This is a genomic window from Streptomyces sp. NBC_01551 (assembly GCF_026339935.1).
Classification (GTDB): Bacteria; Actinomycetota; Actinomycetes; order Streptomycetales; family Streptomycetaceae; genus Streptomyces.
In genome coordinates, this window is sequence record NZ_JAPEPX010000001.1 from 4850215 (window position 1) to 4876671 (window position 26457).

Here is a 26457-nt window from a genome sequence, read left to right on the forward strand (position 1 = left end):
CGCATGATCTGCAAGGGACGCCTCGGCGTCCCTTCTTTCTTTCCCGGCTCTCCGGTTCGGCGCCGCTTTTAATGGGTGAAACCGAACGCGAAAGGTAGAGTCCGGCGGCGTGCACCTCAAGTCCCTGACCCTGCGCGGATTCAAATCATTCGCTTCCGCAACGACCCTGCGATTCGAGCCGGGCATCACGTGTGTCGTCGGCCCGAACGGCTCGGGCAAGTCCAATGTGGTGGACGCGCTGTCCTGGGTCATGGGCGAACAGGGGGCCAAATCCCTGCGCGGCGGGAAGATGGAAGACGTCATCTTCGCCGGCACGACCGGGCGTCCGCCGCTCGGCCGGGCGGAGGTCTCCCTGACCATCGACAACTCCGACGGCGCGCTGCCCATCGAGTACGCCGAGGTCACCATCACGCGGATCATGTTCCGCGGGGGCAGCAGCGAGTACCAGATCAACGGTGACACCTGCCGCCTGCTCGACATCCAGGAGCTGCTCTCCGACTCCGGCATCGGCCGCGAGATGCACGTCATCGTCGGCCAGGGCCAGCTGGACTCCGTACTGCACGCCGATCCGATGGGCCGCCGCGCGTTCATCGAGGAGGCGGCCGGCGTACTGAAGCACCGCAAGCGGAAAGAGAAGGCGCTGCGGAAGCTCGACGCGATGCAGGCCAATCTCGCGCGCGTGCACGACCTGACGGAGGAACTCCGGCGCCAGCTCAAGCCGCTCGGGCGGCAGGCGGCCGTGGCCCGGCGGGCGGCCGTGATCCAGGCGGACCTGCGCGACGCGCGGCTGCGGCTGCTCGCCGACGACCTGGTGACGCTGCGGGGCGCGCTGGACGCGGAGATCGCGGACGAGGCGGCGCTGAAGGAGCGCAAGGAGTCGGCGGAGGCGGAGCTGGCGGCCGCGCTGCGGCGGGAGGCGGAGCTGGAGGCGTCCGTACGGCAACTCGCGCCGCGCCTCGCCCGGGCCCAGCAGACCTGGTACGAGCTGTCGCAGCTGGCCGAGCGGGTACGGGGGACCGAGTCGCTGGCGCAGGCCCGGGTGAAGTCGGCGTCGGCGGCGGATCCGGAGGACGAGCGGCGGGGCCGCGATCCGCAGGACATGGAACGGGAGGCGGCGCGGATCCGCGAGCAGGAGGCGGAGCTGACGGCCGCGCTGGAGGCGGCCTCGCGGGCGCTGGAGGACACCGTCGAGCACCGAGCGGAGCTGGAGCGCGCGCTGGCCGAGGAGGAGCGGCGGCTGCGGGACGCGGCGCGGGCCATCGCGGACCGGCGCGAGGGGCTGGCGCGGCTGACGGGGCGGCTGGGCGCGGCCCGCTCCCGCGCGGGGGCGGCGCAGGCGGAGATCGACCGGCTGGTGACGGCGCGGGACGAGGCGGAGTCCCGGGCGGGGGCCGCGCAGGCGGAGTACGAGGCGCTGGCGCAGGAGGTCGGGGGGCTCGACGACCCGTCGGTGGAGGGGGAGTACGAGGCGGCGCGGGCCGCGCTCGCGGCGGCGGAGGCGGAGCTGTCGGCGGCGCGGGACGGGCTGGCGGAGACGGAGCGCTCGCGCGCGGCGGTCGCCGCGCGGCGGGACGCGCTGGCGTTGGGGCTGCGGCGGAAGGACGGCACCGGGGCGGTGCTGGGTGCGCGGGAGCGGCTGGAGGGGCTGCTGGGGCCGGCGGCGGAGCGGGTGTCGGTGGCGGCGGGGTACGAGGTCGCGGTGGCGGCGGCGTTGGGGGTGGCCGCCGACGCGGTGGCCGTTGCCACGGTGGGTGGGGCGGTGGGGGCGATCCGGCACCTCCGCACCGCCGACGCCGGCCGGGCCGCGTTCCTCATCGCCCCCACCTCCGACCCCACCGTCCCGGGCCCGTCGGGCGAGCCGCTGTTCCCCGGCCAGGCCTCAGTCGCCGCCCGCGGCGCGGCCCCGGTGGGCCTTCCGGGCGAGCCCGGACTCCCGGGGCAGGCCCCGTCCCCGGACGGCGGCGGCGGGGCGTCGGGCGAGCCCGTGTTTCCCGGCCAGGTCTGCGACGGCGGCCGAGGCGCCGTCCCGGGCGGCCTTCCGGGCGGCCTCCTGGGCGGGGCCGAACTCCCGGGGCCGGCCCCGTCCCCGGACGGCGGCGGGGCAGGGGGCGCTTTCCCCCACCCCGCCCCTTCCCGAAACCGGGGCTCCGCCCCGGACCCCGCGCCTCAAACGCCGGCGAGGCTGGAAAGGGTGGGCCGGGACGATCAAGCCCCGCCGGCGATTGAGGCGCGGAGGTTCGGGGGCGGAGCCCCTGGCGGCGCAGCCGCAGGGCCGGCCCCCGCCGTGGCCTCCGGCGGGGGAGCCGCAGCGCAGGCCGCCGATGTGGCTTCCGGCGGGGGAGCCGCAGCGCAGGCTGCAGAGGTGGCTTCCAGTGGTGGCGCCGCAGGGGTGGCCCCCGCCGTGGCTTCCGGTGGCGAAGGGACGGGCACGGGCACGGGCGGCGCGGGCCTGCGCGGGGCTTTCGGAGAGGTGGGTGTCGGCATTGCCGACGGGGTGCCCGCCGGGGAGTTGGTGAGCGGGGAGGACGGTGTGGTGCGGGCCCTGCGGTGGGTCCTGCGGGATTGCGTCGTCGTGCGGGGGCTCGAAGAGGCGCAGGCGCTGGTCGCGGCGCGGGCCGAGGTGGTGGCCGTGACCGCCGAGGGGGATGTCCTCGGGGCGCACCTCGCGCACGGGGGGTCCGCCGGGGCGCCGAGTCTGATCGAGGTGCAGGCCGCCGTGGACGAGGCCGCGGCCGAGCTGGAACGGCTCGACGCGCGGCGGGAGACGGCGGCGGGCGAGCGGCTGGCCGCGCAGGCGCGGCGGGACGAGGCCGGCGCGCTCGTCGAGGAGCTCGGGCGTCGCCGCCGGGCCGCCGAGCAGGCCAGGGCCGGGCTCGCGCAGCAGCTCGGGCGGCTCGCCGGGCAGGCGAAGGGGGCCGCCGGGGAGGCCGAGCGCGGCGTCACCGCCGCCGCCAAGGCGCAGGACGCGCTGGAGCAGGCGCTCGCCGAGGTGGAGGAGTGCGCCGAGCGGCTCGCGATGGCCGAGGAGATGCCCGTGGAGGAGGAGCCGGACACCTCCGCGCGGGACCGGCTCGCCGCCGACGGGGCCAACGCCCGCCAGACCGAGATGGAGGCGCGGCTGCAGCTGCGTACGCACGAGGAGCGGGTCAAGGGCCTGGCCGGCCGGGCCGACGCCCTCGACCGGGGGGCACGGGCCGAGCGCGAGGCCCGGGCGCGCGCCGAGCGGCGCCGGGCCAGGCTGCGATACGAGGCCGAGGTGGCCCGGGCCGTCGCCGACGGCGCCCGGCAGCTCCTCGCGCACGTCGAGGTGTCGCTGCTCCGCGCCGAGCAGGAGCGTTCGGCCGCCGAGTACGCCAAGGGCCTGCGCGAGCGCGAGCTCGACGGCGCCCGCGGACGCGGCCGCGACCTCAAGGGCGAGCTCGACAAGCTCACCGATTCGGTCCACCGCGGCGAGGTGCTCGGGGCCGAGAAGCGGCTGCGGATCGAGCAGGTCGAGGGCCGCGCGCTGGAGGAGTTCGGCGTGGCGGCCGCCGCTCTCGTCGCCGAGTACGGCCCCGACCAGCCGGTCCCGCCGAGCCTGCCCGCCGAGGGCGAGCAGCTCCCGGAGGACCCGGAGCACCCCCGCAACCAGCCCGGCCCCTTCGTGCGCGGGCAGCAGGAGAAGCGGCTCAAGGCGGCCGAGCGCGCGTACCAGCAGCTCGGCAAGGTCAACCCGCTCGCGCTGGAGGAGTTCGCGGCGCTGGAGGAGCGGCACCAGTTCCTGAGCGAGCAGTTGGAGGACCTGCGCAAGACGCGGGCCGATCTGCTTCAGGTCGTGAAGGAGGTCGACCAGCGCGTCGAGCAGGTCTTCACCGAGGCCTACCGGGACACGGCCCGCGAGTTCGAGGGCGTGTTCTCCCGGCTGTTCCCCGGCGGCGAGGGCCGGCTGATCCTCACCGACCCGGACGACATGCTGGCCACCGGCGTGGACGTGGAGGCCCGCCCGCCCGGCAAGAAGGTCAAGCGGCTGTCGCTGCTCTCGGGCGGCGAGCGCTCGCTGACCGCCGTCGCGCTGCTGGTGTCCATCTTCAAGGCCCGGCCCAGCCCGTTCTACGTGATGGACGAGGTCGAGGCGGCGCTCGACGACACCAACCTCCAGCGGCTGATCCGGATCATGGAGGAGCTCCAGGAGAGCTCGCAGCTGATCGTCATCACGCACCAGAAGCGGACGATGGAGGTCGCCGACGCGCTCTACGGGGTCTCGATGCAGGGAGACGGTGTCTCCAAGGTCATCAGCCAGCGGCTGCGTTGACCCGAGTCTCCTCGTATCTCTTCATGTAGTGAACACATGGTGGTGTCGGCCCTGGGTCGACTCTGTGCGCAATCGGGGCCATCCGCACTCTTGACTTCAGAAAGTGAAGCCATAGGCTCTGCTGTGCCGTGTTGACGTTCAGGTGGTGGCGAGCAGTTTGCTGTGCGCCACTAGAGGAACACGAGCAACGACGAAACCCCCACACAGCCCGCCGTCGCCGCCGGGCCCAGGAGCGCACCTTGACCAGCACAGCGAACGCACCCGCGTCAGGCGGTGGAAACGCGGCCCAGCCCGACCACCTCGGCCACGTCATCTTCATCACCGCGGCCGCTGCCATGGGCGGCTTCCTCTTCGGTTACGACAGCTCCGTCATCAACGGCGCCGTGGAGGCCATCCGCGACCGCTTCGACGTCGGCTCGGCGGCGCTCGCCCAGGTGATCGCCGCCGCGCTGATCGGCTGCGCCTTCGGCGCGGCCACCGCCGGCCGCATCGCCGACCGGATCGGCCGAATCCGCTGCATGCAGATCGCGGCCGTCCTGTTCACCGCGAGCGCCATCGGCTCGGCCCTCCCCTTCGCCCTCTGGGACCTCGCCATGTGGCGGATCGTCGGCGGCTTCGGCATCGGCATGGCCTCCGTCATCGGCCCCGCCTACATCGCCGAGGTCTCCCCGCCCGCCTACCGAGGCCGCCTCGCCTCCTTCCAGCAGGCCGCCATCGTCATCGGCATCGCCGTCTCGCAGCTGGTCAACTGGGGCATCCTCAACCTCGCCGACGGCGACCAGCGCGGCGAGATCGGCGGCCTGGAAGCCTGGCAGTGGATGCTCGGCGTGATGGTCGTCCCGGCCGTGCTCTACGGCCTGCTGTCCTTCGCCATCCCGGAGTCCCCGCGCTTCCTCGTCTCGGTCGGCCGCACGGAGAAGGCCAAGGAGGTCCTTCGCGAGGTCGAGGGCTCGGGCATCGACGCCGACGCCCGCGTCCGCGAGATCGACCACTCGATGCGCTCCGAGCACAAGTCCACCTTCAAGGACCTGCTCGGCGGCCGCTTCGGCTTCCTGCCGATCGTCTGGATCGGCATCGGCCTCTCGGTGTTCCAGCAGCTGGTCGGCATCAACGTGATCTTCTACTACAGCTCCTCGCTGTGGCAGTCCGTCGGCATCGACCCGAGCGACTCGTTCCTGTACTCCTTCGAGACCTCCGTCGTGAACATCATCGGTACCGTGATCGCGATGGTCTTCGTGGACCGGATCGGCCGCAAGCCGCTCGCCCTGATCGGCTCCGTCGGCATGGCGCTGTCCCTGGGCACGGCCGCCTGGGCCTTCTCGTACAAGACCGGATCCGGCGACAACATCTCCCTGCCGGACACCCAGGGCGTCGTCGCCCTGGTCGCGGCCAACCTGTTCGTCCTCTTCTTCGCGCTCTCGTGGGGCGTGGTGGTCTGGGTGCTGCTCGGCGAGATGTTCCCCGGCCGCATCCGCGCCGCCGCCCTCGGCGTCGCCGCCGCCGCCCAGTGGATCGCCAACTGGGTCATCACGGTCACGTTCCCGTCGCTGTCCGACTGGAACCTGTCGGGTGCCTACATGATCTACACGTTCTTCGCCCTGCTCTCGGTCCCCTTCATCCTCAAATGGGTGCCGGAGACCAAGGGCAAGGCGTTGGAGGAGATGGGGTAACCACCCCCGCCAACACCCCCTCTCCTCTACGACAGGTGCTGCCCCGGCTCATTCCTCGAGCCGGGGCAGCACCTGTTCGCACAGGAGCTGGAGGCTGCGCCAGCCCTCGTCGACCGGCATCCCGCCGCACAGCGGGTGCAGGACCAGATTCCCGGCCTCGCCGGCGCCCCTGGCGTACGTGAGGGCCTCCTGCGGGGTCAGGACCCGGTACACGCCCTCCGCGCGCAGCTCCGCGACCGAGCGCGCCGTGGACCGTACGGCGCTGCGGATGTCCTTGGACTGCCAGGAGGCGTACATCCCGGCCTCGTGCAGGAACCGGTCGCCGTACTCGGCCCACACCCGGTCGGGGTCCTCCGCGATGTGCAGCAGCGGGGTCTCGGCGGCGGGCATCATGCAGAAGCCCTCCGTCCCGTACTCCGCGAGCCGCTCCTGGTAGTACGCCTCCAGCTCGGGCAGGTGCGCGCTGGGGAAGAAGGGCAGCCCGAGCCGGGCCGCGCGGCGGGCCGCGGCCCGGGAGCTGCCGCCGACCAGCAGCAGCGGGTGCGGACGGGTGAACGGGACCGGGGTGACCCGTACCGTACGGCCCCGGAACTCGAAGGGCTCGCCGGTCCACGCCTTCAGCAGGGTCTCCAGCAGCTCGTCCTGGAGCCGGCCGCGCCGGCCCCACTCCACGCCGTGCTGCTCGTACTCCTCGGGCCGGTAGCCGATGCCCGCGACCGTGACGAGCCGGCCGCCGCTGAGCAGGTCGAGGACGGCGATGTCCTCGGCCACCTTCAGCGGGTCGTACAGCGGGCCGATGATCGCCGAGACGGTGACCGCGATCCGCCGGGTCGCTCCGAAGACCGCGCCCGCGAAGGCGAACGGCGAGGGCAGCCAGTTGTTGGCGGTGCCGTGGTGCTCCTCGGTCTGGATGGTGTCGATGCCCCGGTCATCGGCGTACCGCGCCATCTCCAGCGCGGCCTTGTAGCGGGCGGAGAGGGTCTCGGGGGTGCCGTGCGGGTCGACAAGGTTGAACCGGGCCACGGTGATGGGCATGGAGGAGTCCCCCTTCGCCGGATGTGGGTGGGCGGGCGAAGGGGGACGTTAGCTGACGCAGCGTCAGTTGCCCAGGGTTCCCACGAGCGCCGGTTCCCCGGCCTCGTCCCGCGGCCCGGGGGTGGGGGCGGTGCGGGGGAGCGCGGCGTACAGGGCGGCGGAGGTGAGGATGCCAGCCGCCCAGCCCAGGCCGTTCTTACCGATCCAGGTCGAGGCGAGCGGGCCGCCGAACCAGTCCACCTTGGTGAACAGCAGACCCACCAGCAGGGCCAGGCCCCAGGCGGTCATCGCCTGCCAGGCGAAGCCGCCCCGGTACCAGTAGGCGCTGGCCGGGGTGGTGTCCAGCAGCGCGGGGCCGTCGTAGGTCTTGCGGCGCAGCATGTCCACGCCGAAGACGCCGATCCAGGCGGAGAAGGCCACCGCCAGCAGGGTCAGGAAGGAGATGAACGAACCGAAGAAGCTGGTCGCGACCACCATCAGCAGGAAGCCGAAGACCAGGCTGATGACGGCGTTGACGCTGACCGCCCAGGCGCGCGGGACCTTGATGCCGAGGGTCTGCGCCGTGAACCCGGCCGAGTACATGGACATCGAGTTGATCAGCAGCATGCCGACCAGGGCGATCAGCAGGTACGGGACCGCGAGCCAGGTCGGCAGCAGCTCGCCGATGAAGGAGACCGGGTCCTGCGCCGTGGCCAGGTCGGGGGTGCCGACGGCCATCACCGCGCCCATCAGGACCATCGGCAGGACGACCACGCTCGCACCGCCGATCGTCGCGCCGACCAGGCCCTTGGAGGACGCGGTGCGCGGCAGGTAGCGGGTGAAGTCCGGGCCCGACGGCACCCAGCTGATGCCGCCCGCCGCGATGGTGCCGATTCCCGCGATCATCATCGCCGTGGAGCCGGCCGGCTTGCCGAAGACGTCGGACCAGTCGGTGGTGGCCACCAGGTAGCCGAGCACCAGCACGCTGAAGCCGCCGAAGAGGTACGTCGACCACTTCGAGCAGACGCGCAGCGCGTTGATGCCGAGCCCCGACACGACGAAGGTGCAGCCCACGAAGAACAGCAGCGTGACCACGATCAGCGGGGTGTTCTTCCTGACGCCGAAGAGCAGGTCCAGGACGGTCAGCACGGCGTAGGCGCCGCTGACCGCGTTGATGGTCTCCCAGCCCCAGCGGGCCACCCAGATCAGCGCGCCCGGGAAGAGGTTGCCGCGCTGCCCGAAGACCGCCCGGGAGAGCGCCATGCCCGGCGCGCCGCCGCGCTTTCCGGCGATGGAGATCAGGCCGACGATCCCGTACGAGACGACGGGCGCGGCGATCGCGACGACGAGCACCTGCCAGATGTTGAGCTTGTTGAAGATCACCAGGCCCGCGCCCATGGTGAGCAGCAGCACGCTGATGTTGGCGGCGACCCAGGTCGGCACGAGCTCGCGGACCCGGCCGCCGCGCTCGCTGTCCGGTACGGGCTCCAGGCCCCGGGTCTCTATCGCGGTCTCCACCGCCGCGTCGGCGGGCTCGGCAGGCATGCGGTTCTCCGTGGGGGAAGCGGCAGGGGGGAAGTCGCCCATCATCGTAGATGTGTCGGTAAAACCACAAATAGGGCCGTAGGGCCTGATCGCAACCTCGGAGGTCCATGGTCTGGGGCGGCCGTGGCCGATACTGGACGGGTTATGGACATCCTCATCCTTGCTGTAGTCATCGCCCTGGTCGCGGTCGGCGCGATCAGCGGGCTCGTGGTCAGCAGCCGCAAGAAGAAGCAGCTGCCGCCCACGGCGCCGTCGAGCACGCCGACCATCACTGCCCCGCCCGCCGAACCGCAGGTGGGGGAGGACGCCGCACCGACGGTTGAAGAGCCGCGCCGCACGATCGAGGAGGTCGCCCTCCCCGAGGCGGAGGTCGCGGAACCCGCCGCACCGCCGGTCGTCGAGCCGGAGGTGCCCGCCGCCCCCGCGATCGAGGTGCCCGAGCCCACGGCCGGCCGCCTCGTCCGGCTGCGCGCCCGGCTCGCCCGGTCGCAGAACTCGCTGGGCAAGGGGCTCCTCACGCTGCTCTCCCGCGAGCACCTCGACGAGGACACCTGGGAGGAGATCGAGGAGACCCTCCTCATCGCCGACGTCGGTGTCGTGCCGACCCAGGAGCTGGTGGAGCGGCTCCGCGACCGGGTCAAGGTGCTCGGCACCCGCACCCCGGCGGACCTGCGCGCCCTGCTGAAGGAGGAGCTGCTGACCCTGGTCGGCACAGACTTCGACCGCGCCGTGAAGACCGAGGGCGGCGCCGACACCCCGGGCGTCGTGATGGTCGTCGGCGTCAACGGCACCGGCAAGACCACCACCACCGGCAAGCTGGCCCGGGTGCTCGTCGCCGACGGCCGCAGCGTGGTGCTCGGCGCGGCCGACACCTTCCGCGCCGCCGCCGCCGACCAGCTCCAGACCTGGGGCGAGCGCGTCGGCGCCCGCACCGTGCGCGGCCCCGAGGGCGGCGACCCGGCCTCGATCGCCTACGACGCGGTCAAGGAGGGCATCGCCGAGGGCGCCGACGTGGTGCTCATCGACACCGCCGGCCGCCTGCACACCAAGACCGGCCTCATGGACGAGCTCGGCAAGGTCAAGCGCGTCGTCGAGAAGCACGGCCCGCTGGACGAGGTCCTGCTGGTCCTGGACGCCACCACCGGGCAGAACGGCCTGACCCAGGCCCGGGTGTTCGCGGAGGTCGTGGACATCACCGGCATCGTGCTGACCAAGCTCGACGGCACCGCCAAGGGCGGCATCGTCGTCGCCGTCCAGCGCGAGCTCGGCGTCCCGGTCAAGCTGATCGGCCTCGGCGAGGGCGCCGACGACCTGGCCCCGTTCGAGCCGGAGGCGTTCGTGGACGCCCTGATCGGCGACTGAGCGGGCTTCCCGCGGAGCTCCCCGTAGCGCGCCTGTGCCCCCGTGTCCGGCCGGACACGGGGGCACAGGTCTTTGACGACACTCCCTAGCGGCGGAAGCGGTGGCAGAGGTACGCGAGGGTGCCGAGCAGCAGCCGGGCCTCCGGCGGGCCGCCCGCCGAGTCCAGCGCCGGCGGCCGCAGCCAGCTGACCGGGCCGAGCCCGGCGAAGTCGGACGGCGGCGCGGTGACGAAGGCGCCGAGGCCGAGGGCGCGCAGGTCGAGGTCCGCGTCGTCCCAGCCCATCCGGTACAGCAGCTGCGGCAGCTCCGCCGCGGCGCCCGGGGCCACGAAGAACTGCGCCCGGCCGTCCGGGGTCGCGGTGACCGGGCCGAGCGGCAGGCCCATCCGCTCCAGCCGCACCAGCGCGCGCCGCCCGGCCTCCGCGGAGACCTCGATGACGTCGAAGGCGCGGCCCACCGGGAGCAGCACCGCAGCGCCGGGGTACTCGCCCCAGGCCTCGGTGACCTCGTCCAGGGTGGCCCCGGCCTTGACGGTGGGAGCGAAGTCCAGCGGATGCGCCCCGGGCGCGCCGCAATTCATATGACCGCAGGAACAGTCGCGGGCGGGGGCCGCGGCGCGGGCGCCGGGGACCGCGTCCCAGCCCCACAGCCCGGTGTACTCCGCCACCGCCGTGCACTCCGAGGTCCGGCCGCGACGCCGAGTGCCGGAACGGAATTCCCTGGTGCTGCGACTGCCGCCGATCGTGAAGCCCATGCCCATGCCCCCTCCAACGGGTCGGACGCGCCGGTGGTTACGACGTAGGCCTGACCGGATGAGAGCCGTGTGCCGAGGGGTCCCCGCCCGGCGCACTCCTCGCCGCGCGCGCCCCGGCGCACTCCTGTCCACCCGATCCGTTTCGCCTTGGTGTCAAGTGAATCGCGCCTGGCCGGTGGCTAGTTCATTCGAAGGGGTGGCGAATGGTGGCGTTTCTGGAATCGACCTCGCGGCAGGGGTGATCGTAGGATTACTTTCAGTGCACGAACCCCAATGGCGGACCCGACCGTGGGTATGCCGGAGGCAATGCGTGGAGGACCTGTGAAGGTCCATGGCGGCGCCTGCCGTCCGAGCCAGGGTTTCGTGTGGAGAAGCTGAGCGGATGGGGGCGTTCCTGTGGGCGGCAACGGCGCAAGCGGAACGAGTGCGGAGTCCGAAGTGTCGCCTGAGTCGGAAGTGCCGTCGGGAACCGCCGACCGCAACGAACAACTGACGTCGTGGTTCGTGCGCAGCGGCTGGTCCAAGGGCGAGCTCGCCCGCCAGGTCAACCGCCGCGCCCGCCAGATGGGCGCCCACCACATCAGCACGGACACCTCCCGGGTGCGCCGCTGGCTCGACGGCGAACAGCCCCGCGAGCCCGTCCCGCGGATCCTGTCCGAGCTGTTCTCCGAACGCTTCGGCTCCGTCGTCCCCATCGAACAGCTCGGGCTGCGCACCGCCCACCAGACGCCGTCGGTCTCCGGCGTGGACCTGCCCTGGGCGGGGCCCCAGACCGTCGAGCTGCTCGGCGAGTTCTCCCGCAGCGACCTGATGCTGGCCCGGCGAGGGTTCCTAGGAACCTCGCTCGCCCTCTCCGCCGGCCCCGCCCTCATCGAGCCCATGCAGCGCTGGCTCGTCCCGGTCCCGGCCGCCGACCCCGGATCGCGCACCGAGGGCGGGCCGGCGGGCTCCGCGGGACAGCGGCCGCCCCGGCTGTCCGGCCCGGAGCTCGACCTCCTCGAAGCCACCACCGTGATGTTCCGCCAGTGGGACGCCCAGTGCGGGGGCGGACTGCGCCGCAAGGCCGTCGTGGGGCAGCTGCACGAGGTCACCGACCTGCTCCAGGAGAACCACCCGGCCCCCGTGAAGAAGAGGCTCTTCAAGGTCGCCGCCGAACTCGCCGAGCTGGCCGGCTGGATGAGCTACGACATCGGCCTGCACCCCACCGCGCAGAAGTACTTCGTGCTCGCGCTGCACGCCTCCAAGGAGGCCGGGGACAAGCCGCTCGGCTCGTACATCCTCTCCAACATGAGCCGCCAGATGATCCACCTCGGCCGCCCCGAGGACGCCCTGGAACTCATCCACCTCGCGCAGTACGGCAGCCGCGACTGCGCCGGCCCGCGCACCCAGGCCATGCTGTATGCGATGGAGGCCCGCGCCTACGCCAACATGGGCCAGCCCAGCCGCTGCAAGCGGGCCGTCCGGATGGCCGAGGACACCTTCGAGGACACCGCCTTCGCCGGCGAGCCGGAACCCGACTGGATCCGGTTCTTCTCCGAGGCCGAACTGAGCGGCGAGAACTCGCACTCCTACCGCGATCTGGCCTACGTCGCGGGGCGCAGCCCCACGTACGCCTCGCTGGCCGAACCCATCATGGAGAAGGCCGTCGAACTCTTCGAGAAGGACGAGGTGCACCAGCGCTCCTACGCCCTGAACCTCATCGGCATGGCCACCGTCCACCTGCTCCAGCGCGAGCCCGAGCAGGCCGTCGTCCTCGTCGGACGCGCCCTCGACGTGGCCGGAAAAGTGCGGTCCGAACGGGTGAACACGCGGCTGCGCAAGACGGTGGACACCGCCGCGCGTGAGTACGGCGACGTCGCCGAGGTGGTCCGGCTGACCGACCACCTCGCCTCCCGGCTCCCCGAAGCCGCGGAGGCCGTCTGACGGCCCGCGCGGCCACCCCCAAGGCCCCGGCCGCGGCAGTCACCCCGTGAAGCCCGATCAGGCTCCCCCAGCCAGGTCTCCTAAGGGTCCTGCCGCGGCCGGCCCCATGAACGAGCTGTTCATGGACGTGTAACACGTACGCCCTCTTCGTCATCGGCGTGAAACACCCAGCGGCGCCGCCGGAAACCGGCCTGCGCGAATCTCAGGGCCAATAACCGGCCAGTCCCCAGGCGAGGCCCTCCCCAGGCCCCACGCCTTGCGCCGCTCAGGTTTTCACGATCGCCCGCACGCGAACGTACCGACGACGAGGAGACGCCGATGGCATCAGCCATCACGACCCTCGCGGCAGACGCCCCGACGCTGTCTGCCGCGAACACCGGGTTCATGCTCATCTGCTCCGCCCTGGTCATGCTGATGACCCCGGGACTCGCCTTCTTCTACGGAGGCATGGTCCGCGTCAAGAGCAGCCTCAACATGCTGATGATGAGCTTCATCAGCCTCGGGATCGTCACGATCCTGTGGGTGCTCTTCGGATTCAGCCTCGCCTTCGGCACCGACTCCGGCTCCCTGATCGGCTGGAACTCCGACTACGTCGGCCTCAGCGGCATCGGCATCACCGAGCTGTGGGACGGCTACACCATCCCGGTGTACGTCTTCGCGGTCTTCCAGCTGATGTTCGCCGTCATCACCCCGGCCCTGATCAGCGGCGCCCTCGCCGACCGCGTCAAGTTCAGCGCCTGGGCCCTGTTCACCGCGCTGTGGGTCACCGTCGTCTACTTCCCCGTCGCCCACTGGGTCTGGGGCGCCGGCGGCTGGCTCTTCGAGCTCGGCGTCATCGACTTCGCGGGCGGCACCGCCGTCCACATCAACGCGGGAGCCGCCGCCCTCGGCGTCATCCTCGTCATCGGCAAGCGCGTCGGCTTCAAGAAGGACCCGATGCGCCCGCACAGCCTCCCGCTCGTGATGCTCGGCGCCGGTCTCCTCTGGTTCGGCTGGTTCGGCTTCAACGCGGGCTCCTGGCTCGGCAACGACGACGGCGTCGGCGCCGTCATGTTCGTCAACACCCAGGTCGCCACCGCCGCCGCGATGCTCGCCTGGCTCGGCTACGAGAAGCTGCGCCACGGCTCCTTCACCACCCTCGGCGCCGCCTCCGGCGCGGTCGCCGGCCTCGTCGCCATCACCCCCTCCGGCGGCTCCTGCTCCCCGCTCGGCGCGATCGCCATCGGCGCCATCGCCGGCGTCGTCTGCGCCATGGCCGTCGGCCTCAAGTACAAGTTCAACTTCGACGACTCCCTCGACGTGGTCGGCGTCCACCTCGTCGGCGGTGTCATCGGCTCCCTCCTCGTCGGCTTCTTCGCCACCGGCGGCGTCCAGTCCGACGTGGCTGGCCTCTTCTACGGCGGCGGCCTGGAGCAGCTGGGCAAGCAGGCCATCGGAGTCTTCTCCGTCCTCGCCTACTCTCTGGTCGCGTCCGCGCTGCTCGCCTTCCTCCTCGACAAGACGATCGGGATGCGGGTCACCGAGGACGACGAGGTCTCCGGCATCGACCAGGTCGAGCACGCCGAGACCGCCTACGACTTCAGCGGAGCCGGTGGCGGCGCCTCCTCGCGGAGCACCGCCGTCCCCGTCACCGTCGCCGCCGCGAGCAAGAAGGTAGACGCATGAAGCTGATCACCGCGATCGTGAAGCCGCACCGGCTGGACGAGATCAAGGACGCCCTCCAGACGTTCGGGGTCCAGGGCCTCACGGTCACCGAGGCCAGCGGCTACGGCCGCCAGCGCGGCCACACCGAGGTCTACCGCGGCGCCGAGTACACCGTGGACCTCGTACCGAAGATCCGCATCGAGGTCCTCGTCGACGACGACGCCGCCGACGACGTCATGGACGTCATCGTCTCCGCCGCCCACACCGGCAAGATCGGTGACGGCAAGGTGTGGAGCGTCCCCGTGGACTCGGTGATCCGGGTCCGCACCGGCGAGCGCGGCGCCGAAGCGCTCTAGGCGACGGGAGCTCCCGGGTGACGAGCGTCGAGAACACGACCACGGATCCGACCGATCCGGCCGACTCGGGACCCGGCGGCTACGCCGCGGCCCGGCTGCGACTCCTGCGGGAGGAGTCGCGGTCCGGGCCTTCCCGGCGTTCCGCCCTGGCCGGGCTGACCGACGACTGGCTGGGCGCGCTGTTCGCGACGGCCACGCGGGAGACGGGCGTACGGGGTGCGGCCCTGGTCGCCGTCGGCGGCTACGGGCGGGGCGAGCTCTCCCCGCGCAGCGACCTCGACCTGCTGCTGCTCCACGACGGCAAGGCCGACCCGCGGGCGCTGAGCACGCTCGCCGACCGGCTCTGGTACCCCGTCTGGGACCTGGGCGTGGCCCTGGACCACTCGGTCCGGACCCCCGCCGAGGCGCGCAAGACCGCCGCCGAGGACCTCAAGGTGCACCTCGGACTGCTCGACGCGCGGCCCGTCGCCGGGGACGCCGGGCTGCTCGCGAGCCTGCGGACCTCCGTCCTGGCCGACTGGCGCAACCAGGCCGCCAAGCGGCTGCCGCAGCTGCACTCCCTGTGCCGGGAGCGGGCCGAGCGGGCCGGGGAGCTCCGGTTCCTGCTGGAGCCCGACCTCAAGGAGGCCCGGGGCGGGCTCCGGGACGCCACCGCGCTGCGGGCGGTCGCCGCGTCCTGGCTGGCCGACGCCCCGCGCGAGGGCCTGACCGAGGCCCGGCGCCGGCTGCTCGACGCGCGGGACGCGCTGCACCTGGTGACGGGCCGGGCCACCGACCGGCTCGCCCTCCAGGAGCAGGACCAGGTCGCCGCGCGGCTCGGGCTGCTGGACGCCGACGCGCTGCTGCGGGAGGTGTACGAGGCCGCGCGGGTCGTCGCGTACGCCGGCGACGTGACCTGGCGGGAGGTGGGGCGGGTGCTGCGCGCCCGGTCGGCCCGGCCGAGGCTGCGCGGGCTGCTGGGGAACCGGGGCCCGGCCGCGGCCGAGCGGGCGCCGCTCGCGGAGGGGGTCGTGGAGTCCGACGGGGAGGCCGTACTGGCCCTGGCGGCGCGGCCCGACCGGGATCCGGTGCTGGTGCTGCGGTTCGGGGCGGCGGCCGCGCAGGCGGGCCTGCCGGTGTCGTTGCACGCCGTACGGCGCCTCGCGGCGCAGGCGAAGCCGCTGCCGGTGCCGTGGCCGGCGGAGGCGCGGGAACAGCTGGTGACGCTGCTGGGGGCGGGGGAGCCGACGGTCGCGGTGTGGGAGGCGCTGGAGGCCGAGGGGCTGATCACGCGGCTGCTGCCCGACTGGGAGCGGGTGCGGTGCCGGCCGCAGCGCAACCCGGTGCACACCTGGACGGTGGACCGGCACCTCGTGGAGACGGCGGTACGGGCCTCCGCGCTGACCCGGCGGGTGGGCCGGCCGGACCTGCTGCTGATGGCGGCCCTGCTGCACGACCTCGGCAAGGGCTGGCCCGGGGACCACGCGGTGGCGGGCGAGACCATCGCGCGCGACGTGGCGCTGCGGATGGGCTTCGACGCGGAGGACGTCGCCGTGCTGGGAGTCCTCGTACGGCACCACCTGCTGCTGATCGACACCGCGACCCGGCGCGACCTGGACGACCCGGCGACCGTGCGGTCGGTCGCGGAGGCGGTGGGCTCGCCGGGGACGCTGGAGATACTGCACGCCCTGACGGAGGCGGACGCGCTCGCCACCGGCCCGGCGGCGTGGAGCACGTGGCGGGGCTCGCTCGTCGCGGACCTCGTCGCGCGGGTGGCGGCGGTGCTGCGGGGCGCGGCCCCGGCGGCGCCGGAGGCCGGGGCCACGACGACGGAGCAGGAACGCCTGGCGGTGGAGGCGCTGCGGACCGGGGAACCGGTGCTGGCGCTGCACGCGCGGCAGGAGGAGGACGACGCGGTCGGGGTGGAGCTGGTCGTCGCGGTCCCGGACCAGCCGGGGGTGCTGCCGGCGGTGGCGGGCGTCCTGGCGCTGCACCGGCTGACGGTCCGCGCCGCCGACCTGCGCTCGCTGGAGCTGGCGGACCTGCCGGGGGAGGTGCTGGTGCTGCGGTGGCGGGTGGCGGCGGAGTACGGGGCGCTGCCGGAGGCCGCCCGGCTCCGTACGGACCTGATCCGGGCGCTGGACGGCTCGCTGGACGTCCCGGCGAAGCTGGCGGACCGGGAGGCGGCGTACCCGCGCCGGCGGGGGGTGGTTCCGCCGCCGCCGCGGGTGACGGTGGTCCCGGACGTCTCCTCGCTGGCCACGGTCCTGGAGGTCCGGGCGCCGGACGCGGTGGGGCTGCTGCACCGCGTCGGGCGCGCGCTGGAGTCCTGCGGGGTCCGGGTCCGCAGCGCGCACGTCTCGACGCTCGGCGCCAACGCGGTGGACTCCCTGTACGTGGTCGACCCGGACGGCAAACCCCTCCCGCCCGCGGCGGCCTCGACCCTGGCCGCCACCGTGGAGGCCGCCCTCCGCTGACCCCGCGGCCCCAGACCCGCGCCTCAACGCCGGCGAGGCTGGATCTTCCAGCCCGCCCGGCGTTGAGGACCGGGTCCGGGCGGAGCCCGGGGAACGGTGGAAGGGCGGGCCCGGGACGGCCCCGCGCAGCGGCGGCCACCGCGCGCGGCCTCGGGCACGGCCCCGGGCGCGGCCCCGGGAACAGGCGGGTCCCCGGACAGGGGAAGGGCCCGATACCCTGGGGGGCGACCACACGCCCCCGACCCGAGGAATCGCGACCACCGTGTTCGATACGCTTTCCGACCGCCTCAGCGCGACCTTCAAGTCCCTCCGGGGCAAGGGCCGCCTCTCCGAGCAGGACATCGACGCTGCGGCGCGGGAAATCCGTATCGCCCTCCTCGAGGCCGACGTCGCCCTCCCCGTCGTCCGCTCCTTCATCGCGAACGTCAAGGAGCGCGCCCGCGGCGAAGAGGTCTCCAAGGCCCTGAACCCGGGCCAGCAGGTCCTCAAGATCGTCAACGACGAGCTCGTCTCGATCCTCGGTGGCGAGACGCGTCGCCTGCGCTTCGCGAAGACCGCGCCCACCGTGATCATGCTCGCCGGTCTCCAGGGTGCCGGTAAGACCACCCTCGCCGGAAAGCTCGGCCTCTGGCTGAAGGGGCAGGGCCACACCCCGCTCCTCGTCGCCTGCGACCTCCAGCGCCCCAACGCCGTCAACCAGCTCAGCGTCGTCGCCGAGCGCGCCGGCGTGGCCGTCTACGCCCCGCAGCCCGGCAACGGCGTCGGTGACCCGGTCCAGGTCGCCAAGGACTCCGTCGAGTACGCCCGTACCAAGCAGCACGACATCGTCATCGTCGACACCGCCGGCCGCCTCGGCATCGACCAGGAGCTGATGCAGCAGGCCGCGGACATCCGCGACGCCGTCAGCCCGGACGAGATCCTCTTCGTCGTCGACGCCATGATCGGCCAGGACGCGGTCAACACCGCCGAGGCCTTCCGCGACGGCGTCGGCTTCGACGGCGTCGTGCTCTCCAAGCTCGACGGCGACGCCCGGGGCGGTGCCGCGCTCTCCATCGCGCACGTCACCGGCAAGCAGATCATGTTCGCCTCGAACGGCGAGAAGCTCGACGAGTTCGACGCGTTCCACCCCGACCGCATGGCGGGCCGGATCCTCGACATGGGTGACATGCTCACCCTCATCGAGCAGGCCGAGAAGACCTTCAGCCAGGCCGAAGCCGAGAAGATGGCGGCCAAGCTGGCGAAGGGCCCCAAGGAGTTCACGCTCGACGACTTCCTGGCCCAGATGGAGCAGGTCCGGAAGATGGGCTCCATCTCCAAGCTGCTCGGCATGCTGCCCGGCATGGGTCAGATCAAGGACCAGATCAACAACATCGACGAGCGCGACGTGGACCGCACCGCCGCGATCATCAAGTCGATGACCCCGGCCGAGCGCCACGACCCGCACATCATCAACGGCTCGCGCCGCGCCCGTATCGCCAAGGGCTCCGGCGTCGAGGTCAGCGCCGTCAAGAACCTCGTCGAGCGGTTCTTCGAGGCCCGCAAGATGATGTCCCGCATGGCCCAGGGCGGCGGGATGCCCGGCATGCCCGGCATCCCGGGCATGGGCGGTGGCCCCGGCCGGCAGAAGAAGCAGGTCAAGCAGGCCAAGGGCAAGCGCAAGAGCGGCAACCCGATGAAGCGCAAGGAAGAAGAGGCCGCTGCCGCCGCCCGGCGCGAGCAGGGTCCGCAGGCCGTCGAGCCCGCCGCCGGCAACCCGTTCGGGCTGCCCGCCGGCGGCCAGGCCGGCCAGGACTTCGACCTTCCGGACGAGTTCAAGAAGTTCATGAAGTAGCGCGTGAGGAGGAAGGGCCCCGGCCGTCGTGACGGCCGGGGCCCTTCCCGTACGCCCGGCCGAGCGCGTCGTACTGGCCCACCAGCCGCGCGGACCCGCCGGACAGCCCGGCGACGACCGCGACCCGGCTGCGGGTGACGAACATCTGGGTCCGGAAGGCGAGCACCACCGTGTCCCCGGCCCGCGCCGATCCCGCCGCGGGGGCCGCCAGCAGGCGGTAGTAGTCGATGTTGCCGGGCGGCGCGTCCTCGACCGCCAGGCGTGCGCCGGTACGCGGCAGCAGCGCGCCCCGGATCACCGCGCGCGGGTAGAAGCCGCCCCCGTACACCGCCGGCCGGCCGTCGGCCAGCGTGTGCGCGACCTCGGACACGTACACGTACGCGGGCCGCTCCGGCTGCCGGCCGTCCACCGCGTGCAGCGGCGTCGTCCCCGTCAGGGCGTGCCCCGGCTCCCCGTGGGTGGCCCCGTTCGCCGCGAGCAGCGGCAGCGCCGCCACCGACGTGGCGCCCGGCGCGCTCAGCTTCAGCCCGGCGTGCCCGCGCGCGGCCAGCGCCCCGCGCGCCGCGACCGCCCGCGCCAGGTTGGCGGTCGGCCGGGGCACCCCGGACGCGGTGTCACACACCACGCACGGGAAGGCGGTCACTCCCGCGATCCGGATCCCGGGCAGCCGCTCCAGCCTCCCGGCGCACTCCTCCAACCCCTCCGGCGCCACGCCGCCCTCCTGCCCGGGGAACCCGGTCCCCTCGGCCGCCTCCAGACGCACCAGCACGTCCTGTACGAAGCCCAGCGCGCGCGCCGCGTCGGAGACGGCCCGCGCGTTGTCGAGGTCGAACACCGTCACCGCCTCCGGACGCCAGGCCAGCAGCTCCGGCAGCGCCCGGCGGGGGATCTGCACGAGGTGCCCCAGGTTCCCGGCCCGTACCCCGGCGGCCCGCAGCGCCCGGGCCTCCGCCGGGTCGATGGCCGCGAAGGCCGGCAGGTGCCGGGCGACCGCCCGGATCAGCTCCGGGTTGCGCCCGAACTGCTTGGTCACGCACCACAGGGCCAGCCCGTGCCGCCGCGCCCCGGCGGCCAGCACGGCCGCGTTGGCCTCGACGGCGTCGAGGTCCAGCACGTACGTGTCGGGCGGGATCGCCCCCGAGCCGTGCAGGGCGGCGGCCGCCTCGACGAGGGCCGGATTGCGCCGGAGCACCGTGTCCAGGAACATCAGCGGCCTTCGCCCAGCTCCGCCAGCGAGCGGCGCAGGATGCCGACGACCAGATCCGCCCCGGCCCGCATCGGGTTGATCCGCACCGTCCGGTCCGCGAGCCCGGGGGAGTCCGTCAGCGCCGACCCCGACAGCCGGTAGAAGAGCGGGGCGATCTCGTACCGGGAATCGCACCCCACCGGATACGACGCCGCCCCGAACCGGGCCGCGACGGCGGGCAGCACCCGCGCCACCGGCCGCTCCAGCCGCACCAGCAGGCAGCGGTCCTGCGCGTTCGCGATCCGGACCTCGGCCACCCCCGGCACCTCCCCGGCCGCCAGCCGGGCGGCGACCTCCGTCGCCACCTGCGACTGGAGCGCCCACATGACCGGGACGTGCGTGAGCGCGCGAAGGGCGTCCAGCGCCTGATGCCCCTGGACCTGCCCGCCGCCCGAGTAGTTGTCGGCCCGGACCCGCCCGACCAGGTCGCGGGCCCCGGCGACCACCCCGACCCCCTCGGGCCCGTGCAGCTTGAACAGCGAGAAGCAGGAGGCGTCGGCGCCCAGCTCCACCCCGCACGCTGGGACCCGCAGCACGGCGTAGTTGTCGTCCACGACCGTCCGCACCCCGGCGGCCGCGCAGGCGGCGAGCACCTCGCCCGGATCGTAGGAGTCGCCGAGCCGCTGCCGGGTGTGCTGCACGTAGGCGAACCGGAACCGGCCGCCCGCCAGCGCCTCCTTGAGGTCGGCGGGCCGGTTGAAGTCGGCCTCCACGCACCGCACGCCCAGCCCGCGCAGGGTGACGGCGGTGCTCCGGTACACCGGCGCCCGGTGGATCAGCAGCGGTTCCCCGGCGCTCACCGCCGCCCCCAGCGCGGCCCGGATCGCCCCGGTCCCCGCGCCCTGGACCAGGGCGGCGTCCTCGGCCCCGAGGAACGCGGCGAGCACGGCCTCGACCCGGGCGGTCGTCCGGGGCCGCCCGAGCCCGGGCACCACCCCGGAGTCCGCCTCGAACAGCTGGGACCCCTCGAAATGCGCCGCCGTGCACTCCAGCAGCCGGAACTGGCGGGCCACGGCGTCCGCGAGCGGAATCGTGGCCAGCGGAAACGTCTCGGGAAGCCGCGTCACCGGCACTCCTCCTCCACGGGAACGGGAACGGGAACGGGCACGGGCACGGGATCGGCGTCGGCCTCGGCCCCGGCTCTGGCCCCGGCCTCGGCCCCGGCTCCGGCGTCGGCGCCGGTCAGGAACCGGAGCACGTTGCGCCGGGTCATCAGGTCGATCAGGTCCTCGCCGACCCCCGCCGCCCGCAGTCGGGGCAGGAACGCGCGGAACAGGTGCCCGTACCCCTGGCCGCCCCGCGCCACCAGGTACCCGCGCCGGGAGACGTCGCAGCTCAGCAGCGCCCGGTCGGCGTGCCCGGCCTCCAGCAGCGCCAGCAGCAGCCGCAGCCGTACGGTGTCGCTCTGGTAGGCCTCCTTCCCGACGGTGTCGAACGCGACGTACGCCCCGGCCGCCGCCAGCTCCCGGTGCGCGGCCGGGTCGTCCAGCAGGTCCTGGTGCCCCACGCAGATCCGGTGCGGAGCCAGCCCCGCCCCGGTCAGCAGCTCCAGCTGGGCCCGCCCGCCCCGTCCCATCCCGGCGTGCGTGGCGACGGACAGCCCGGTCGCCGTCGCGGCCCGCGCGGCCGCCCGCAGCGAGCGCGCCTCGGGCTCGCTGGGCCGGTCCCCGTGGCTGCCGACCTCGCCGATGACCCCCGGGCGGATGCCGGTGGCGCCGATTCCGCCCTCGATCTCGCCGATCAGGGTCCCGGCCAGCTCCGCCACGCTCGCGCCCCCGATCTCCGCCGGGTGGAACCCCTCGTGGTACCAGCCCGTGCCGGCCACCACCGCCACCCCGGAGTCCGCCGAGATCCGGGCCAGTGCCCCGGCGTCGCGGCCCATGCCCCGGCAGGTCAGCTCCACCACCAGGGAGAGCCCGAACTCCGCGCGCAGGGCGGCGAGCTCCCCGGTGACGGCGGGCCCGTCGGCAGCCGGGTCCAGGGCCGCGGCCCCGTCGTCCGGCCGGCGCAGATCGAGTACGAGGTGCTCGTGGGCCAGCGCGGGCCCCCGTACGGCCGTGGCGGCCAGCGGTCCCAGCACGGTCCGCAGCGGGGGCACGGCGACGGCCGTCACGCCGGACCGCCCGTCACCGGGGCGAACAGGCCCAGCCAGTACAGGCCGTTGAGCGCGACACCGCCGACGAGGACGGCGGCCGGGGCGGCGGCCATCCGTACCACCGGCCGCCCCATCGCCTCGTTGAGCAGGTACAGCCCGCCGCAGATCAGGATCCCGAGGCCGCCGCCCATCGCGTTGGCGGCCATCAGCGAGCCGAAGAGGATGGCGAGCCCCAGCGCGTCCCCGATGGCCGCGCGCAGGTGCTCCGAGCAGTCGCGGACGCTCGGGAGCCGGCCCAGGGCCCGGCCGACGGAGGACAGCGCGAGGACTTCCAGGGCGAAGACGAGCGCCCCGACGGCTGCGGCGACCAGCGGGTTCGGCAGCAGGTACCCGATCGGGTACACGAGGGTGAAGCCCGCGATCCCGTACGCGCCGGAGGCCAGGGCGGTCGTCGCGATCAGCGGGAGGAAGCCGAACACCCGGTAGAAGTCCACCTGCGCGGCCTCGGTGTAGTGGCCCTTCGCGATGAGGAAGCTGGTGGCCTCGCCCCCGCCGAACACCTTCATCTGGGCGAGTACGCACACGCCCGCGCCCAGCGCCATGAACAGCGGCAGGTGGCGTCGCAGCCGGGCCGCCCCGGCACTGAACAACGAGGCCATCGGATCCTCGGCGCCCTCGGACCCCGGCGGGGCCGGGGCCGGGGGCGTCCGTACCGCCCGTACGTCGGCGGCCACCGCGAAGCCGATCAGCATCAGCACGCCCGCCGCCATCGCGGGCGCGCCCGCGAACACCCCCGGCCACACCCGCATGGTCAGGACCACCAGCCCCAGTTCGACGGCTCCGGTCAGCCCGCCCCGCAGCCGCCCGAACTGCTTGGTCACCGCCAGCGCCGGGAAGAGGGCGAACAGGAAGAGGATCGGCGTGGACATCTGCCGCATGGCCGTCAGGAAGTCGACCGGCAGCCCGTGCGCCAGCTCGTTCGCGCCGCCCAGACCGAAGACGACGACCGCGCCCCAGGCCGCGCCGAGCAGCGGGGCCAGCCACGCGCGCGGGGCGAGGATGCCGAGCACGTCGGTCGGCAGGAACAGCAGCCAGGGGTTGAGCACCCCGGTGGAGAGCGCCATCGGCGCCCCGAGGCCGAAGACGAACCCCGCCGAGAGCCCGAAGGACACCGCACCGGTCGCGTTGCGGGTGGTGCGCCCGTGGATGAAGTCGAGCATGAACGGGCGTACCCCGTCGTTGAAGACGGCCAGCGCCAGGTGCGCGACGGTCGCGGTCAGCGCGCACACCCCGACGACGAGCAGTTGCTGGGCCGGCGAGAAGGCGAGAGCGGCGTCCGCGGCGGCGAGGGCGGTGCCCACGCGGGGTCAGACGGCCCGGGCGGCGATGGCGCGGGCCATCAGCGGGGCGACGGTCTCGATCCGGTCGAGGGCGAAGCCGAAGACCCGCTTGCCGTCCGCCAGCAGGGCCGTGACGTCGGCCTCGGTGGGGACCGAGCGGCCGAAGGTGTGGCAGTCGGCCTGGCCCAGCAGGCCGACCAGGACACCGAGGGAGGCGCCGGCGCCGGTGTGGCAGGTCCCGAGGAAGTAGTCGGCCCGGCCCGCGCGGAGCGCCGCGGCCGCGTCCATGTCGTTGGAGACGGCGATCTCGATGCCGTCGATGCCGAGGCCGGTGACGGCGGTGGCCACCTCGGCCTTGCCGACGCCACCCGTGAGGATCTTCGCCATGGTCGTACTCCTTCTTCGTGCTCTCTACGACGCTCTACGACACGACGCTCTACGCGACGGGGCCGGCGGGCCGGACGGCGAGCGCGGCCAGGTGCAGGCCCAGGAAGGTGACCTCGGCGGCGGGGAGCGGTGCCCCGAGGGAGCCCGCCGCGCGCCCGGAGATGGCCCGGGCCCGCTCGACCGCCTCGGGGTGCCCGGCCAGCTCGGCGCTCACCCGCTCGTCGGCGTCGCGGGGGTCGACCGGCTCGCCGTCCAGCACCCGGGTCAGGGCCAGCAGCAGATGGCTCGTCAGCATCCCCGCCGTGGCCTCGGTCACGATCCGGCCCTCGGCCGCGAGCGCGCCGAGCTCGGCGGTGACGAACGCGGCGACCTCGGGGCGGACCCGGCCGCTGTCCCGGAAGAGCCGGATGCGGAGTGCGAGCTGATCGTCCACGGGGGCCAGGATGGTGGATCCGCGCCCCGACGCCGGCCCCGACGCCCCGGCGACCCGGCGCGGACCCGCCCCGCGGCACCCGGACTCACCCGGTCGGCCGCGTCCGAGGACGGAAACCCTGCGGGCGCGATGCCCCGTTACATCCCTTATCGTCGGCCGGGAGGACGGCAGAAGGAGGCCCCGTGCCCACCCCTACCCCCGTGCCCCCGCGCGAACGGGCCGACACGCCCTGGCGCTCGGAAGGCGCTCCGCCCAGCCCGCCGCCGAAGAAGCGGATGCCCGGCTGGCGGTGGCTGGTCCTCGCCGCCCTGATCGTCTACCTGGTGACCAACCTCGTCCTGTCCTTCTTCAACGAGGGCGACGAGCCGGTCATCTCGTACACGGAGTTCAGCAAGCAGGTGGCCGACGGCAACGTCTCGAAGATCTACTCCAAGGGCGACGCCATCCAGGGCCAGCTGAAGGCCAAGCAGCCCCTCCCGGACGGCGACAAGGGCGACTACACGAAGTTCGTCACCCAGCGCCCGGCCTTCGCCGACGACCAGCTGTGGGCCAACCTCAGCAAGCACGACGTCACGGTGACGGCCTCACCCGTCGTCGTCCAGCGCAGCTTCCTGGCCAACCTGCTGCTCTCGCTGGCCCCGATCCTCGTGCTGGTCCTCCTGTGGGTCCTGATCGCCCGGCGCATGGGCGGCATGGGCGGCATGGGAGGGCTGGGCCGCAAGGCGCCGCCCAAGCCCGTCGAGCTGGAGGGCGGCCGGCGCACCACCTTCGAGGACGTGGCCGGAATCGACGAGGTCAAGGGCGAGCTCAACGACGTCGTGGACTTCCTCAGGAACCCGCAGCAGTACCGGAAGATGGGGGCCCGGATGCCCGGCGGAGTCCTGCTGGCCGGACCGCCCGGCACCGGCAAGACCCTCCTGGCCCGCGCGGTCGCAGGCGAGGCCGGGGTGCCGTTCTTCTCCGCCTCCGCCTCCGAGTTCATCGAGATGATCGTCGGCGTGGGCGCCTCCCGGGTCCGCGAGCTCTTCTCCGAGGCGCGCAAGGTGGCCCCCTCGATCGTCTTCATCGACGAGATCGACACCATCGGCCGGGCCCGCGGCGGCGGCGCCGCCATGGGCGGCCACGACGAGCGCGAACAGACCCTCAACCAGATCCTCACCGAGATGGACGGCTTCTCCGGCTCGGAGGGCGTGGTCGTCCTGGCCGCCACCAACCGGCCCGACGTCCTGGACCCGGCGCTCACCCGCCCCGGCCGCTTCGACCGCACGGTGTCGGTCTCCCCGCCGGACCGGCCCGGCCGCGAGGCCATCCTGCGGATCCACACCCGTGACATCCCGCGGGGACCCGACGTCGACCTCGACCAGGTGGCCCGCACCACCCCCGGCATGACCGGCGCCGACCTGGCGAACCTCGCCAACGAGGCCGCCCTCCTCGCCGTGAAGCGCACGCAGGACCGGGTCACCCAGGCGGACTTCATGGACGCCCTGGAGAAGGTCCAGCTGGGCGCGGCGCGTTCGCTCGTCATGCCGGAGGAGGAGCGCCGCCGCACCGCGTACCACGAGAGCGGCCACGCGCTGCTGGGCATGCTCCAGCCGGGCGCCGACCCGGTCCGCAAGATCACGATCGTCCCGCGGGGCCGGGCGCTCGGCGTCACCCTCTCGACGCCGGACGCGGACCGGTACGCGTACACCGAGGACTACCTCCGCGGCCGCATCATCGGCGCCCTGGGCGGCATGGCGGCCGAGCAGATCGTCTTCGACGTCATCACCACGGGCGCGGAGAACGACCTCGAACAGGTCACCAACCTCGTGCGCGGCATGGTCGGCCGCTGGGGCATGAGCGAGCGCGTAGGCCGGCTGACCGCGATCCCGGCGGACGCCCAGAGTCCGTACGGGCTCTCCGCCGCCCCCGCAACCCTCGACGTCGTCGACCACGAGATGCGGCGCATCGTCGACGAGTGCTACCAGGAGGCCGTCCGGCTGCTGGGCGAGCACCGCCCGAAGCTGGACGCCCTGGCGCAGGCGCTCCTGGCCAACGAGACCCTGGACGAACCGGCCGCCTACGCCGCCGCCGGGATCCCGCGCCTGACCAAGAACGCCGACTCCTAGCC

18 protein-coding genes are annotated in these 26457 nt (G+C 73.6%); 9 read left to right on the forward strand and 9 right to left on the reverse strand.

The genetic code is table 11. The features are described from left to right. The first annotated feature begins 109 nt into the window (after positions 1 to 109). Together OG982_RS22120 and OG982_RS22125 are read left to right on the forward strand one after the other, a co-directional pair. Positions 110 to 4291 carry an AAA family ATPase gene (locus OG982_RS22120; protein ID WP_266949144.1) on the forward strand — a complete coding sequence of 1394 codons (4182 nt, stop codon included), beginning with the start codon at positions 110 to 112 and terminating at the stop codon, positions 4289 to 4291. A 239-nt stretch (positions 4292 to 4530) separates the two neighbouring features. Continuing rightward, positions 4531 to 5961: a sugar porter family MFS transporter gene (locus tag OG982_RS22125; RefSeq protein WP_266784112.1), complete on the forward strand. Its 1431-nt coding sequence runs from the start codon at positions 4531 to 4533 to the stop codon at positions 5959 to 5961. A gap of 48 nt (positions 5962 to 6009) precedes the next feature. Here the strand turns inward: OG982_RS22125 and OG982_RS22130 are convergent, their stop codons facing one another. Both OG982_RS22130 and OG982_RS22135 read right to left on the reverse strand, forming a co-directional pair. Beyond that, positions 6010 to 6996, reverse strand: a complete 987-nt coding sequence (locus OG982_RS22130) for an LLM class flavin-dependent oxidoreductase (protein WP_266784110.1) — start codon at positions 6994 to 6996, stop codon at positions 6010 to 6012. A 63-nt stretch (positions 6997 to 7059) separates the two neighbouring features. Beyond that, positions 7060 to 8520, reverse strand: coding sequence for a cytosine permease (locus OG982_RS22135; RefSeq protein WP_266949146.1), 1461 nt, complete (start codon positions 8518 to 8520; stop codon positions 7060 to 7062). 144 nt (positions 8521 to 8664) lie between these two features. On the opposite strand from OG982_RS22135, the gene ftsY reads away from it, so the two are divergent. Then, on the forward strand, positions 8665 to 9882 hold the full coding sequence (ftsY, locus tag OG982_RS22140) for a signal recognition particle-docking protein FtsY (protein ID WP_266784106.1): 1218 nt from the start codon (positions 8665 to 8667) through the stop codon (positions 9880 to 9882). Between the two features lie 85 nt (positions 9883 to 9967). On the opposite strand, the gene OG982_RS22145 is transcribed toward ftsY, so the two are convergent. Then, entirely contained in the window at positions 9968 to 10636 is a 669-nt protein-coding gene (locus OG982_RS22145; RefSeq protein ID WP_266949148.1) for a bifunctional DNA primase/polymerase, read from the reverse strand. A gap of 438 nt (positions 10637 to 11074) precedes the next feature. Between OG982_RS22145 and OG982_RS22150 the strand changes: the two genes are divergently transcribed. From OG982_RS22150 to ffh, 5 genes are all read left to right on the forward strand, one after another. After that, positions 11075 to 12559: a hypothetical protein gene (locus OG982_RS22150; RefSeq protein ID WP_266784102.1), complete on the forward strand. Its 1485-nt coding sequence runs from the start codon at positions 11075 to 11077 to the stop codon at positions 12557 to 12559. 318 nt (positions 12560 to 12877) lie between these two features. After that, a complete protein-coding gene (locus tag OG982_RS22155; protein ID WP_266784100.1) occupies positions 12878 to 14224 on the forward strand; it encodes an ammonium transporter in 1347 nt (448 codons plus the stop codon). Continuing rightward, positions 14221 to 14559 carry a P-II family nitrogen regulator gene (locus tag OG982_RS22160; protein WP_266784098.1) on the forward strand — a complete coding sequence of 113 codons (339 nt, stop codon included), beginning with the start codon at positions 14221 to 14223 and terminating at the stop codon, positions 14557 to 14559. The genes OG982_RS22155 and OG982_RS22160 overlap by 4 nt, the downstream gene beginning before the upstream one ends. Positions 14560 to 14576: 17 nt before the next feature. Then, positions 14577 to 17015, forward strand: a complete 2439-nt coding sequence (locus OG982_RS22165; RefSeq protein WP_266949150.1) for a [protein-PII] uridylyltransferase — start codon at positions 14577 to 14579, stop codon at positions 17013 to 17015. Between the two features lie 262 nt (positions 17016 to 17277). Further along, positions 17278 to 18846, forward strand: coding sequence for a signal recognition particle protein (gene ffh, locus OG982_RS22170; RefSeq protein WP_266784094.1), 1569 nt, complete (start codon positions 17278 to 17280; stop codon positions 18844 to 18846). On the opposite strand, the gene OG982_RS22175 is transcribed toward ffh, so the two are convergent. From OG982_RS22175 to OG982_RS22200, 6 genes are read right to left on the reverse strand one after another with little or no spacing between them, the layout of a single operon-like run. Continuing rightward, positions 18836 to 20053, reverse strand: a complete 1218-nt coding sequence (locus OG982_RS22175) for an alanine racemase (protein WP_266949152.1) — start codon at positions 20051 to 20053, stop codon at positions 18836 to 18838. The genes ffh and OG982_RS22175 overlap by 11 nt on opposite strands. Next, positions 20053 to 21165, reverse strand: coding sequence for an aminotransferase class V-fold PLP-dependent enzyme (locus OG982_RS22180; protein WP_266949153.1), 1113 nt, complete (start codon positions 21163 to 21165; stop codon positions 20053 to 20055). The genes OG982_RS22175 and OG982_RS22180 overlap by 1 nt, the downstream gene beginning before the upstream one ends. Then, positions 21156 to 22205 (reverse strand): phosphotriesterase, encoded by a 1050-nt coding sequence (locus OG982_RS22185; protein ID WP_266949155.1) that lies wholly within the window; start codon positions 22203 to 22205, stop codon positions 21156 to 21158. The genes OG982_RS22180 and OG982_RS22185 overlap by 10 nt, the downstream gene beginning before the upstream one ends. Next, positions 22202 to 23548 carry a YhfT family protein gene (locus tag OG982_RS22190; RefSeq protein WP_266949157.1) on the reverse strand — a complete coding sequence of 449 codons (1347 nt, stop codon included), beginning with the start codon at positions 23546 to 23548 and terminating at the stop codon, positions 22202 to 22204. Before OG982_RS22190 ends, OG982_RS22185 begins: the two co-directional genes overlap by 4 nt. A gap of 6 nt (positions 23549 to 23554) precedes the next feature. Beyond that, a complete protein-coding gene (locus OG982_RS22195; protein ID WP_266784086.1) occupies positions 23555 to 23914 on the reverse strand; it encodes a DUF2620 family protein in 360 nt (119 codons plus the stop codon). A 49-nt stretch (positions 23915 to 23963) separates the two neighbouring features. Continuing rightward, positions 23964 to 24347 (reverse strand): transcriptional antiterminator, encoded by a 384-nt coding sequence (locus OG982_RS22200; protein ID WP_266784084.1) that lies wholly within the window; start codon positions 24345 to 24347, stop codon positions 23964 to 23966. A gap of 182 nt (positions 24348 to 24529) precedes the next feature. On the opposite strand from OG982_RS22200, the gene ftsH reads away from it, so the two are divergent. Next, a complete protein-coding gene (gene ftsH, locus OG982_RS22205) occupies positions 24530 to 26455 on the forward strand; it encodes an ATP-dependent zinc metalloprotease FtsH (protein ID WP_266784082.1) in 1926 nt (641 codons plus the stop codon). Positions 26456 to 26457: the final 2 nt, after the last annotated feature.